The sequence below is a fragment of the Caulobacter sp. GSs2 genome, assembly GCF_058680895.1.
On sequence record NZ_CM178725.1, the window covers coordinates 1309914 to 1322920 of the forward strand.

Below are 13007 nucleotides of genomic sequence, written 5' to 3' on the forward strand. Positions count from 1 at the left end.
GTTGCGCTTGGAGATGGAGTGCGGTTTTGGCGCAACGGTCAGGCGTTTGAGGCCCAGGTCAGACCTGGATGATCCGCGCGTTGTAGGAGGCCACCACCGCGTCGTGCGTCACCAGCACCAGGGCGTCGGTGAGCCCCTGGGCCACCAGCAGGCGGTCGAAGGGATCGGCGTGGATGCGCGGCAGCGTTTCGACAGCCACCGCCTGCTCGGGCGTGATCGGGACCAGCGAATAGCCCGACGCGCTGAACAGCAGCTGGGCTTCCTGCGCAGAGATCGGCATCGCGCTCGCCCCTTCGCGACCCAGCCCATGCTTGATGGCGATCTCCCATAAGGTCACGGCGCTGACGCAGACCTCGTTGGCGGGATCCAGGATCAGCGCGCGCGCCTGCTGGGAAAGGCGCGGGTCGTCGGTCAGGGTCCAGAGCGCGATGTGCGTGTCGAGCAGCAGCCTCAATCCCGGGACGCCAGGAAAAGGGCGGCCACCTCGGCGTCCTGCGCCTGGGTATCGGCGGGCGCGACGAACAGACCCTTGGCGATGCCGATCCGCACGGGCGTGCGGCCAGCCGACACCATGGGCACCAGCCGCGCCGCGGGCCGGCCATTGCGGGCGATCACCACCTCGTCGGTCTCACCGCTCTCGACGGCTTCAACCAACCTTGAAAGTTGCGACTTGGCGTCGTGCATGTTGACTGTACGCATGGCCGGACTCGCTATTAGCTAAGTCTAGCTAGCACAGATCGAACCCGGCATAAAGACGGCCAGAGTCGCAACCTGGTCTCATCGCTTGCGCGCTGATACCGGTAACACTAAGGTCGCGGCCAACGAGCGCTTCATCAAGGACGCTCAGGGATCGAACACGGCCTTCGGGCCACGGGGAGGAAACCAATGGCTTCAGTATCCAGCGCGGGCCCTAGCCCGGGCATGAGCGCCGACGGCGGCAAGGTCAATATGGGCTTTATCGCCGCGATCGTGGCCGTCGCCACCATTGGCGGCTTCATGTTCGGCTATGACAGCGGCGTCATCAACGGCACGCAGGAAGGCCTGGAAAGCGCCTTCAACCTCAGCAAGCTGGGCACCGGCCTGAATGTCGGCGCCATCCTGATCGGTTGCGCCATCGGCGCCTTCGCCGCCGGCCGTCTGGCCGACGTCTGGGGCCGCCGCACCGTGATGCTGATCTCGGCCCTGCTGTTCCTGGTCAGCGCCATCGGCACCGGCGCGGCCGACACCTCGATGGTATTCATCGCCTTCCGCCTGATCGGCGGCCTGGGCGTGGGCGCCGCCAGCGTGCTGTGCCCGGTCTATATTTCGGAAGTCACGCCCGCCAACATCCGCGGCCGGCTGTCGTCCGTGCAGCAGATCATGATCATCACCGGCCTGACCGGCGCGTTCGTGGCCAACTACATCCTGGCCCACACCGCCGGCAGCTCGACAGCGACCTTCTGGCTGGGCTTCCCCGCCTGGCGCTGGATGTTCTGGATGCAGGTCATCCCGGCCGCCATCTTCTTCTTCAGCCTGCTGTCGATCCCTGAAAGTCCGCGCTATCTGGTCGCCAAGGGCAAGGACGCCGAGGCCTCCAAGATCCTGTCGCGCCTGTTCGGCGAAGGTCAGGGCGACAAGAAGGTGGCCGAGATCCGCGCCTCGCTGTCGGCCGACCATCACAAGCCCAAGATGAGCGACCTGATCGACCCGATCACCAAGAAGCTGCGCCCCATCGTCTGGACCGGCATCGGTCTGGCCGTGTTCCAGCAGTTGGTCGGCATCAACATCGTCTTCTACTACGGCTCGGTGCTGTGGCAGTCGGTGGGCTTCTCGGAAGACGACAGCCTGAAGATCAACATCCTGGGCGGCTCGCTGTCGATCCTGGCCTGCCTGCTGGCTATCGCCCTGATCGACAAGATTGGCCGCAAGCCGCTGCTGCTGATCGGTTCGGCCGGCATGGCCGTCACCCTGACCACGGTCGGCTACTGCTTCTTCCAAGGCTCCATGGTTGACGGCGCGCTCAGCCTGCCGGGCAATTTCGGCCTGATCGCCCTGATCGCCGCCAACGCCTATGTGGTGTTCTTCAACCTCAGCTGGGGCCCGGTCATGTGGGTCATGCTGGGCGAGATGTTCCCCAACCAGATCCGCGGTTCGGGCCTGGCCGTCGCGGGCTTTGCCCAGTGGATGGCCAATTTCGCCATCGTCGTCAGCTTCCCGGCCATGGCGGCGAGCCTTGGCCTGCCGGTCACCTACGGCTTCTACGCGCTCAGCGCCCTGGTCTCGTTCTTCTTCGTCCAAAAGATGGTTCGCGAGACGCGCGGGACGGAGCTGGAAGACATGCAGGGCTAGGAGCCCGGCTTCCACGCCGTCACGATCAGGACGCCCGGGAGGTTCCGCCTCCCGGGCGTTTTACTGTGCGGTTTCCCCTTCCCCAAGGACCGCTCAGGTGACAGCGTTGTCCCGTGAAAATCGCGATGACACCGGTAGACATTCTCTGAAACTTGCCGCTAGGTGACCGGTAACATTCGCCAGCGCGACAGCAGTTCGCGCGGCCAGTAGCCTTGGGAAGGAACACGAAAATGGTCCAGATCAGCCGACGCGGAGCCCTGGGCTCGCTTCTGACCGGCGCGGCTGCGGCCGCTGTTCCCGCCGCCAGCCAGGCCCAGATGGGAACCCTGCCCGGTCCCGCCCCCGCCGGAACCCCGACCTGGGCCAAGGGCGTCGAGGGCCAGCGCAAGGCCGATCTGGGCGACGGAACCTTCCTCAACCCGATCCTGGCCGGCGACCGGCCCGACCCGTCGATCCTAAAGGACGGCGACGACTACTACATGACCCACAGCTCGTTCGACGCCTATCCGGGCCTGCTGATCTGGCACAGCCGGGATCTGGTCAACTGGGCGCCGGTCGTGGCCAGCCTGAAGACCAATGTCGGCTCGATCTGGGCCCCCGAACTCTGCAAGCACCAGGGCCGCTACTACATCTACCTGCCGGCCAAGTTTCCGGGCAACAACACCAGCTATGTGATCTGGGCCGACAAGATAGAGGGCCCGTGGTCCGAGCCCATCGACCTGAAGCTGCCGCGCTATATCGACCCCGGCCACATCGTCGACGACAAGGGCGCGCGCTGGCTGTTCCTGTCGGGCGGCGACCGCATCCAGCTGGCGCCCGACGGCCTGTCGACCGTGGGCAAGCCCGAGCACGTCTATGACCCCTGGCGCTATCCCGACGACTGGGACGTTGAGGGCTTCTCGCCCGAGGGGCCCAAGGTCATGAAGCGCGGCGACTACTATTACATGATCACCGCCGTGGGCGGCACGGCCGGCCCGCCGACCGGCCACATGGTCATCGTCGCCCGGGCCAAATCCCTGGCCGGTCCGTGGGAAGACGATCCACACAACCCGGTCGTGCGCACCACCGACAATTCCGAAAAGTGGTGGTCGCGCGGCCACGCCACCCTGGTCGAGGGCCCGGCCGGCGACTGGTGGACGGTCTATCACGGCTATGAAAACGGCTTCTACACCCTGGGTCGCCAGACCCTGCTGGCCCCGGTGACCTGGACCAAGGACGGCTGGTTCACGGTCGGCGGCGGCGATCTGGCAAAGCCGATCGCCAAACCGAAGGGCGGCAAGGCCGTACCGCACGGCATGGCGCTGTCGGACGACTTCACCACCGACAAGCTGGGCGTGCAGTGGAACTTCTTCGATCCCAAGCCGGGCGAGCAGGACCGCATGTCACGCCAGGACGGCGTCCTGACCCTGAAGGGCGCGGGCGAAGCGCCGTCAACGGGCTCGCCGCTGATCTTCGTCAACGGCGACCAGGCCTATGAGATCGAGTGCGAGATCGACATCGATCCGGAAACCCGCGCCGGCCTGATCCTGTTCTATGACCGCCAGCTCTATTGCGGCCTGGGGTTCGACGCCAAGAACTTCGTCACCCACCAGTACGGCATCGAGCGGGGGCGACCGGCCAATCCACATGGTTCGAAGATGCTGATACGGCTACGCAACACCCGCCACATCGTCAGCTTCCATACCAGCGGAGACGGCGGCGCGACCTGGAAGCGCTTTGACCGGGGCATGGAGGTTAGCGGCTACCACCACAATGTGCGCGGCGGGTTCCTGATGCTGAAGCCGGGGCTGTACGCAGCCGGCAAGGGCTCGGCGCGGTTCCGGAACTTCAAGTACCGGGCGCTGGGGTAAAACACTCCGCCTCTTTCATCTTGTCATCCCGGCCGCAGCGAAGCGGAGAGCCGGGACCCAGGGGCCAAGGCAGTGCGGTTGCCCCAGGGTCCCGGACAGCCTCTGCGAGGCTTCCGGGATGACAAGCGATTTCAATGGGACGCTTGAGATGATCAAACCCCTCCTCCTCACCGCCGCCCTGCTCGCCGCCCCCATGGCCGCTCACGCCCAGGCGACGCCCGACACCGATCCCCCCGTCTTCAAATCCCCGAAGATCGTGCTGATCGGCGACTCCACCACCGCCGTTCAGAGCGGCTGGGGCCCCAGCTTCTGCGGCAAGCACGTCACCTCATTCGTCGCCTGCATCAACCTGGCCCGCGGCGGTCGCTCGACCAGCAACTACCGGCTCGAGGGCTCGTGGAAGCTGGCGATGTACGAGATAAAATCGGGCGGGTTTTCCGACACCTATGTGCTGATCCAGTTTGGCCACAACGACCAGCCGGGCAAGCCGGGCCGCTCGACCGATCTCGCCACCGAGTTTCCGGCCAATCTGCAGCGCTATGTCGAAGAGGTGCGGGCCGCCGGGGGCAAGCCGGTGCTGGTCACCCCCCTGACCCGCCGCCAGTTCAAGGACGGCAAGCTGGTCGATGATCTGGGTCCATGGGCCCGGGCGACCCGCAGGGTGGCGGCCGAGACCGGCACGCCGCTGGTCGATCTGCACGCCTTGAGCTCCGCCGCCGTCCAGGCCATGGGCCCGGTCGAGGCCATGCGGCTGGCCCAGAGCCCGCCCGACGCCCGCGTCCGCGACGCCGCCCGGTCTGGCACCACCATAGAGGCGCGGTTTTACGAGCCGGCGATTCCCGGCGCCGCCGTTCCGCCACCGCCACCGCCGGTCGCAACGCCACCGGTCCAGAACAATGCGGCGGCCGAGCCGATGGGCACGCCCAAACAGGCCTTTGACTATACGCACCTGGGTCACGAGGGAGCCGACCATGTCTCGGCCCTGGTGGCTACGGCGCTGGCCGACGCGGTCCCTGCCCTGCGCCGGAACCTGCTGCCCTGAACGAAAAAGGGCGGGCCCGCGAGGACCCGCCCTTTCCGTTTTCCGTGAAGCCTTAAGCTTAGCGGAACAGGCTCAGGATCGAAGACGAAGACTGGTTGGCGATCGACAGCGCCTGCACACCCAGCTGTTGCTTGGTTTGCAGCGACTGCAGCTTGGCGCTTTCCTTGGCCAGATCGGCGTCAACCAGGTTGCCCACGCCGGCGTCGAGGCTGTCTTGCAGCTTGCCGACGAAGGTCAGGTGGGTGTCCAGGCCAACCGAGCTGGTGCCCAGCGAGGCCAGCTTGTTGGTGGCCGTGCCCAGAGCCGTGGTCACCGTGGTGATCATGGTCTTGGCCGTGGCGGCGTCAGTGAAGCTGGAAGCGGCCGTCAGGCCGAGGCCGGCCAGCGACAGGGTCTTGGCGGTGACCGTGAAGCCCGAACCGTCCTGGTTGGCCAGGAAGGTCAGCTTGGTGGTCGTGCCGTCGGCGATGCTGACGCCATTGAACTTGGCGTTCGAGGCGGCCTTGGTCACCTGATCGCGCAGGGATTCAAAGTCGGCCTTCAGAGCGTTGAAGCTGGAGGTGTTGAGCGAGGTGTCGGAAGCGGCCAGGGCCTTTTCCTTCATCTTGCCCAGCAGGTCGGTGATGGTGTCGCCAGCGGCCAGGGCCACATCGATGGTCGACTGACCACGCTGCAGCGAATCCTTCACCGAGTTCATCGACGAGGCCATCGAGGTTTGGTTCTTGGCCGTGGCCCAGATCGCACCGTTGTCCTTGGCGCTGGCCACCTTCTTGCCGGTGTTGATGCGCTGCTGGACGGTCGCCAGTTCCGAATTGGTGGAGTTCAGGTTTTGCAGCGCGATCATTGCGCCGCTGTTCGTGTTGATGCTGTTCAGCGCCATTGCGAAAATTTCCTATTCAAGGATCGCCGACGTCATTTTGACTGCCGGTAGGCTTTTGCCTCCCTGCACTTTTGACCCAGGCAGTTTATTCCGAATGAATCTGGATGGTTAACGGCCGCAATTCGGGTTTCGGCCTCGAAAATTTCTGTAAAAATCGAAAATTCGACCTGGAGAATTTGAGTAATCACTCAGCGCATTCGGTCACTATTTTCGAAATTCAGACTATATATCGCGGCGGATCGTCGCAGTTGGCGATAACTATATCTAGATTTGGGGGTCACGAGGCGCCGCGACGCAAGCCCTAGTCAGCGTTGCCGGACCCGCGGCATCACGCCCGACCAGATCTCAGGCGAGGATACATTCCAGGGTCTTGTGGAACACCTTGGCCAAGGCCCGGCGGTCGGCGTCAGGGTTGTTGACCGAGCGCATGACAAGCCCGTCAAAAAGCACGCCGATCATCTCGGCCCGCGCCTTGAACTCGGCATCGCTCCACTCGGGCTTGCGGCTGCGTTCCAGCATGGTGATGGCCAGGGCGCGCTCCTGGGCGTCCGCAGCGCGGACGATGGTGGCGACCTTGGGATTGCGGGCCGCCTCGGCCAGGACTTCCAGCACCAGGGCCGAGCGGCGTGGGTCGTAACACTTGTCCAGGGCCTCAGGTAAGTGACTGGTCATGACCTCCAGCAGATCGCCCGGCTGGCTTTCCAGTTCGGCGAACTTCTCGCGCATCTCGGCCAGGTCCTGGGCGACAATGGCGGCGATGATCGCCTCCTTGTTCTCGAAATAGCGATAGATCTGGCCGACGCTCAGACCAGCGGCCTTGGCGATGTCGGCCATGCTGGCGCCGTGGAAACCCGACTGGCGCACCTGATCGCACGCGGCGTCGAGGATCTGCTGTCGACGGGTTTCTACCGTCGGCCGCGCAGATGGCATCTCATCGCCCATCGCAAATCTCGTTTCGCATTACATTTCCGTTAGGTCAGCCGAAAAGCGACACCCTCGGTGTTGACTTGCGACAGCCTCGCACTTATGTCCAGCCCCGAGTGAGAATGAACGTTCATTCTCAGATTGTCGATCATCCGGTCTACGTCAAGGGCAATGGCCCGGCGCCGACCGCCTTTATCCAAAACCGGGATCTGTCATGCAATTCCAACGTTCGGCGGCGACAGCCGTCGCGCTCGCCGCTATCGCGTTCACCCTCGCCGCCTGCGGGCAGGGCCAGGGCGGGGCCGCCGGCATGGGCGCTGGAGGCCCTGCCGATGTGGGTGTGGTCATTGCCCGGACCGAGCCGGTCAGCCTGACCACCGAGCTGTCGGGCCGCACCTCGGCCTCTCTGATCTCCGAAGTGCGTCCTCAGGTCGGCGGCATCGTCAAGGCGCGCCTGTTCCAGGAAGGCGGCTATGTCCGCGCCGGTCAGCCGCTGTACCAGATCGATCCGGCCACCTATCAGGCCGCCTACAACAGCGCCGCCGCCGGCCTGGCCCAGGCGCAGGCCGCCTATACCGCCGCCAGGCTGAAGGCCGATCGCTACAAGGCCCTGGTCGAGACCGGCGCCGTCAGCAAGCAGGACAATGACGACGCTCAGGCCGCCAGCCAGCAGGCCGCCGCCAATGTCGCCGCCCAGAAGGCCAATGTCGACGCCGCCCGCATCAACCTGGGCTACACCCGCGTGCTGGCCCCGATTTCGGGCCGCATCGGCAAGAGCACGGTCACGCCGGGCGCGCTGGTCACCGCCGGCCAGGCGGCCGCCCTGGCCACGGTTCAGGACACCAGCCGGGTCTATGTCGACCTGACCCAGTCCTCGGCCGAACTGCTGAAGCTTCAGCGCGATCTGGCCACCGGCAGCATCGGCCGCTCGGGTTCCGCACAGGTGACCCTGAAGCTGGAAGACGGCTCCACCTATCCCACCCCCGGCAAGCTGGAATTCTCGGACGTCACCGTCGATCCCGCCACGGGCTCGGTCGGCCTGCGCGCCACCTTCGCCAACCCCAATGGCGTGCTGCTGCCGGGCATGTATGTGCGCGCGGCGCTCAGCACCGCCACAGCCCAGAACGGCATGCTGATCCCGCAACCCGCCGTGTCCCGCGACCCCAAGGGCAACGCCACGGTGATGGTGGTCGGCGCCAAAAGCCTGGCCGAGCCTCGCCCGATCACCGTCCGCCAGATGGTTGGCGACAAGTGGCTGGTGACCGGCGGCTTGAAGCCGGGCGACCAGGTCATCGTCGAAGGCCTGCAAAAGGTCCGTCCCGGCGCGCCCGTGAAGCCCGCCGTCATCACCGCCCAACGCTAAGGCCCGGCTGTCATGCTTTCCCGCTTATTCATCGACAGGCCCATCTTCGCTTGGGTCATCGCCATCGTCATCATGCTGGCCGGTCTCCTGGCCATCCGCACCCTGCCGATCGCGCAATATCCCGACATCGCCCTGCCCCAGGTTTCGGTGTCGGCCAACTATCCCGGCGCCTCGGCCAAGACCGTCGAGGATAGCGTCACCCAGGTCATCGAGCAGAAGATGAAGGGCCTGGACGGCCTGGAATACATGTCCTCGACCAGTGACAGCTCGGGCTCGGCCACCACCACCCTGACCTTCAAGGCCGGCACCGACGTCGACATCGCCCAGGTGCAGGTCCAGAACAAGCTGCAGACGGCCACCGCCCTGCTGCCGCAAGAGGTCCAGCAACAGGGCCTCAGCGTGGTCAAGTCGACCCGCAACTTCCTGATGGTGGTCGGCCTCTATTCCAAGGCCCCGGGCACGACCAATGTCGACCTGGCCGACTATATCGCCGCCAACATCCAGGATCCGCTGAGCCGCGTCGACGGCGTGGGCGACGTCCAGCTGTTCGGCGCGCAATACGCCATGCGCATCTGGCTGGACCCCGACAAGCTGGCCAGCTTCGCGCTGACCCCCAGCGACGTCACCGCCGCCATCCGGGCCCAGAACGCCCAGGTCTCGGCCGGGCAGCTGGGCGGCACACCCGCCGCGCCGGGCGTGGCCCTGAACGCCACCATCTCGGCCCAGTCGCGCCTGCAAACCCCTGAACAGTTCGGCGCCATCATCCTGCGCAACAGCACCGGCGGCGCGATCGTCCACCTGCGCGACGTGGCCCGCGTCGAGCTGGGCGCCGAAAGCTATGTCTTCAACGCCCACTTCAACGGCGCCCCGGCGGCCGGCCTGGCCGTCAAGCTAGCCCCCGGCGGCAATGCGCTGGACACCGCCGAGGCGGTCAAGGCGCGCATGACCGAGCTGTCCAAGAGCTTCCCGGCCGGCTTTGAATATGTGGTGCCCTACGACTCCACGCCGTTCGTGGCCCAGTCGATCCATGAAGTGGTCAAGACCCTGATCGAGGCCATCATCCTGGTCTTCATCGTCATGTTCCTGTTCCTGCAGAACTGGCGCGCGACCCTGATCCCGACCATCGCCGTGCCGGTCGTGCTGCTGGGCACCTTCGGAATCCTCGCGGTCTTTGGCTACTCGATCAACACGCTGACCATGTTCGGCGTGGTGCTGGCCATCGGCCTGCTGGTCGATGACGCCATCGTCGTGGTCGAGAACGTCGAGCGGGTGATGAGCGAGGAAGGGCTGTCGCCCGTCGAAGCCACCCGCAAGTCGATGAAGGAAATCAGCGGCGCCCTGATCGGCATCGCCCTGGTGCTGTCGGCCGTCTTCGTGCCCATGGCCTTCTTCGGCGGCTCGCAGGGCGTGATCTATCGCCAGTTCTCGATCACCATCGTCTCGGCCATGCTGCTGTCGGTGGTCGTCGCCCTGATCTTGACCCCGGCCCTGACCGCCACCCTGCTCAAGCCTGTCGCCAAGGGTCACACGATCTCGGACAAGGGCTTTTTCGGCTGGTTCAACCGCAGCTTCAACGACCTGTCGGGCCGCTATCAGGGCGCCGTGCGCGGCATCCTGGGCAAGGGCGTCCGCTGGATGGCCATCTATGGCGCCATCATCCTGGTGATGGGCGTGCTGTTCATCCGCATGCCCACCTCGTTCCTGCCGGAAGAAGACCAGGGCACCATCTATACCCTGGTGCAGCTGTCCCCCGGGGCGACGGACGCGCGCACCCAGGGCGTGCTCAAGCAGGTCGAAACCCACTTCCTCAAGGATCAGGCGGTCAAGTCGGTCTTCACCGTCTCGGGCTTCAGCTTCGCCGGCGCCGGCCAAAACGCCGGCCTGGCCTTCATCAGCCTCAAGCCGTTCGAAGAGCGCAAGAGCGCCGACCTGAAGGCGCCGGCCGTCGCCGGTCGCGCCTTCGGGGCCTTCTCCCAGATCCGCGACGCCATGGTCTTCCCGATCGTGCCGCCGGCGGTGCAGGAGCTGGGCAACGCCTCGGGCTTTGACTTCCAGCTGCAGGACACCGGCGGCGTGGGCCACGAGGCCCTGATCAACGCCCGCAACATGATGCTAGGCATGGCCGCCCAGAACCCGAAGCTGGCCGGCGTGCGCCCCAACGGCCAGGACGACACCCCGCAACTGCGGATCGATGTCGATCAGGCCAGGGCCGGCGCCATGGGCCTGACCACCGCCGACATCAATGCGGCGCTGAGCACGGCCCTGGGCGGCTCCTACGTCAACGACTTCATCGATCGCGGCCGCATCAAGAAGGTCTATGTCCAGGCCGATGCGCCGTTCCGCATGACGCCCGAGGACCTCAACAAGTGGTACGTGCGCAACGGCACGGGCCAAATGGTCCCGTTCTCCGCCTTCGCCACCACCGCCTGGACCTACGGCTCGCCGCGTCTGGAGCGTTATAACGGTCTGTCGTCCGTCAACATCCAGGGCACGCCCGCGCCTGGCCAAAGCTCCGGCGCGGCCATGGCCGCCATGGAAGAGATCGCCGCCAAGCTGCCCCCGGGCATCGGCTACGAGTGGACCGGCCTGTCGGCCCAGGAACGGGAGTCGGGCAACCAGGCCCCCGCCCTCTACGCCATCTCGATCCTGGTGGTGTTCCTGCTGCTGGCGGCGCTGTACGAGAGCTGGTCGATCCCGCTGTCGGTGATCATGGTCATCCCGCTGGGCGTCGTCGGCGCCCTGCTGGCCACCACCCTGCGCGGCCTGTCCAACGACGTCTACTTCCAGGTCGGCCTGCTGACGACCATGGGTCTGGCGGCCAAGAACGCCATCCTGATCGTCGAGTTCGCCAAGGACCTGCACGAAAAGGGCACGCCGCTGATCGAGGCCACCCTGGAGGCCGTCCGCATCCGTCTGCGGCCGATCATCATGACCTCGCTGGCCTTCATCTTCGGCGTCCTGCCGCTGGCGATTTCCAACGGGGCGGGCTCGGGCAGCCAGCACGCCATCGGCACCGGCGTGATCGGCGGCATGATCTCGGGAACCCTGCTGGCGATCTTCTTCGTCCCGCTGTTCTTCGTGGTCGTCGAGAAGGTCTTCAAACCCAAGTCCAAGCGCGTCGACGAGACGCCCGCGATCCCGGCCGAGGGCCACTAGAATGCTGATCCGCAACCTCACCCTGACCCTGCTGGCGGCCACCGCGCTGACCGCCTGCACCCTGGCCCCGGCGCATCAGCGACCGACCCTGCCGGTGGCCCAGACCTGGCCGACCCCGCAACCGGCCCAGACGGCGTCCGCCGCCGATCTGGGCTGGCGCGAGGTGTTCGAGGATCCGCGCCTGGCCGCGACCATCGACCTGGCCCTGAAAGAGAATCGCGACCTGCGCGTGGCCCTGCTGAATATCGAGCAGGCTCGCGCCCAGTACGGCGTGCAGCGCGCCGCCCTGTTGCCGGGCATCAATGCCGGCGTGTCCGGCTCGCGGGCCCGCACCCCGGCCTCGGTCAGTCAGACCGGCTCGGCCATCGAGACCGAGCAGTACAGCGCCAGTGTCGGCTTCACCGGCTATGAGCTGGACCTGTTTGGCCGCGTCCGCAGCCTCAACAAGGCCGCCCTCGAGAACTGGCTGGCCGTTCGCGAGAACAGCCGCACCGCCCAGATCAGCCTGATCTCCGAAGTGGCCGGAACCTGGCTGACCCTGGCCGCCGACGAGGACCTGCTGGCCCTGGCCCGTGACACCCTGGCCGCGCGCGACGAGTCGCTGAAACTGACCCAGAGCCGGGTCGACGCCGGCGCCGCCTCGACGCTGGATCTGCGCCAGGCTCAGACCCTGGCCGAACAGGCCCGGGCCGATGTCGCCGCCTATGTCGCCCAGGTGGCCCAGGACCGGAACGCCCTGCGTCTGGTGGTCGGGGCCGATGTCCCGGCTGATCTGCTGCCGGCCGGCGGGCTGGTGACGGCCCAGATCATGCCCGATCTGCCGGCCGGCGTGGTCTCCGACGTGCTGACCCGTCGCCCCGACGTGCTGGCCGCCGAGCACCAGCTGGCCGCCGCCAGCGCCAATATCGGCGCGGCCCGCGCGGCCTTCTTCCCGCGCATCGCCCTGACCGGATCGACGGGCGGCGCCAGCGGCGAGCTGGGCGACCTGTTCAAGAGCGGCTCGGGCGCCTGGAGCTTCGCGCCCAGCATCAGCCTGCCGATCTTCGCCGGCGGGGCCAACAAGGCCGGGCTGGACAGCGCCAGGGCCCGCCAGGGCATCGCTGTGGCCACCTATGAGAAGACCGTGCAGACGGCCTTCCGCGAAGTGGCCGACGCCCTGGCGGTGCGCGACACGGTGGCCGACCGCGTGTCGGCCCAGGAACGCCTGGTCGCCGCGGCCGCCGACAGCCAGCGCCTGGCCAGGGCCCGCAGGGACGCCGGCATCGACAGCAGCCTGACGCTGCTGGACGCCCAGCGCACCCTCTACAGCGCCCAGCAGGGCCTGATCGCGGCGCGGCTGGTCCGGGCGAGCAATCTCGTCACGCTCTACAAGGTCCTCGGCGGCGGCGCTCCCGCCGCCTGACGGACCTTATCCCACCCCGGCGACGGCCGGGGCGCGGTTCGCCTCATCCCCCCGATGACGGC

10 protein-coding genes are annotated in these 13007 nt (G+C 66.5%); 6 read left to right on the top strand and 4 right to left on the bottom strand.

Going from position 1 to position 13007, the window contains the following annotated elements; all coding sequences use genetic code 11:
* Positions 1 to 58: 58 nt before the first annotated feature.
* Both ACW17Z_RS06370 and ACW17Z_RS06375 read right to left on the bottom strand, forming a co-directional pair.
* Entirely contained in the window at positions 59 to 454 is a 396-nt protein-coding gene (locus ACW17Z_RS06370; RefSeq protein WP_492058047.1) for a type II toxin-antitoxin system VapC family toxin, read from the bottom strand.
* Positions 451 to 699, bottom strand: coding sequence for a type II toxin-antitoxin system Phd/YefM family antitoxin (locus ACW17Z_RS06375; RefSeq protein ID WP_492058048.1), 249 nt, complete (start codon positions 697 to 699; stop codon positions 451 to 453). The genes ACW17Z_RS06370 and ACW17Z_RS06375 overlap by 4 nt, the downstream gene beginning before the upstream one ends.
* 186 nt (positions 700 to 885) lie before the next feature.
* Between ACW17Z_RS06375 and ACW17Z_RS06380 the strand changes: the two genes are divergently transcribed.
* The 3 genes from ACW17Z_RS06380 to ACW17Z_RS06390 all read left to right on the top strand — a co-directional run bounded on the left by ACW17Z_RS06380 (position 886) and on the right by ACW17Z_RS06390 (position 5220).
* A complete protein-coding gene (locus ACW17Z_RS06380; RefSeq protein ID WP_492058049.1) occupies positions 886 to 2328 on the top strand; it encodes a sugar porter family MFS transporter in 1443 nt (480 codons plus the stop codon).
* Positions 2329 to 2558: 230 nt separating this feature from the next.
* Positions 2559 to 4178 carry a family 43 glycosylhydrolase gene (locus tag ACW17Z_RS06385; RefSeq protein WP_492058050.1) on the top strand — a complete coding sequence of 540 codons (1620 nt, stop codon included), beginning with the start codon at positions 2559 to 2561 and terminating at the stop codon, positions 4176 to 4178.
* 148 nt (positions 4179 to 4326) lie between these two features.
* Entirely contained in the window at positions 4327 to 5220 is an 894-nt protein-coding gene (locus ACW17Z_RS06390; protein ID WP_492058051.1) for a rhamnogalacturonan acetylesterase, read from the top strand.
* A gap of 58 nt (positions 5221 to 5278) precedes the next feature.
* Here ACW17Z_RS06390 and ACW17Z_RS06395 read toward each other — a convergent pair whose 3' ends face one another.
* Both ACW17Z_RS06395 and ACW17Z_RS06400 read right to left on the bottom strand, forming a co-directional pair.
* Positions 5279 to 6100: a flagellin gene (locus ACW17Z_RS06395; protein WP_419318142.1), complete on the bottom strand. Its 822-nt coding sequence runs from the start codon at positions 6098 to 6100 to the stop codon at positions 5279 to 5281.
* A gap of 345 nt (positions 6101 to 6445) precedes the next feature.
* Positions 6446 to 7042 carry a TetR/AcrR family transcriptional regulator gene (locus ACW17Z_RS06400; RefSeq protein ID WP_492058052.1) on the bottom strand — a complete coding sequence of 199 codons (597 nt, stop codon included), beginning with the start codon at positions 7040 to 7042 and terminating at the stop codon, positions 6446 to 6448.
* A 196-nt stretch (positions 7043 to 7238) separates the two neighbouring features.
* Between ACW17Z_RS06400 and ACW17Z_RS06405 the strand changes: the two genes are divergently transcribed.
* From ACW17Z_RS06405 to ACW17Z_RS06415, 3 genes are read left to right on the top strand one after another with little or no spacing between them, the layout of a single operon-like run.
* Positions 7239 to 8387, top strand: a complete 1149-nt coding sequence (locus ACW17Z_RS06405) for an efflux RND transporter periplasmic adaptor subunit (protein WP_419318146.1) — start codon at positions 7239 to 7241, stop codon at positions 8385 to 8387.
* A gap of 12 nt (positions 8388 to 8399) precedes the next feature.
* Complete coding sequence (locus ACW17Z_RS06410) at positions 8400 to 11543, top strand: efflux RND transporter permease subunit (protein WP_492058053.1); 3144 nt, start codon at positions 8400 to 8402, stop codon at positions 11541 to 11543.
* A 1-nt stretch (position 11544) separates the two neighbouring features.
* Positions 11545 to 12945 (top strand): efflux transporter outer membrane subunit, encoded by a 1401-nt coding sequence (locus tag ACW17Z_RS06415; protein WP_492058054.1) that lies wholly within the window; start codon positions 11545 to 11547, stop codon positions 12943 to 12945.
* Positions 12946 to 13007 lie beyond the last annotated feature (62 nt).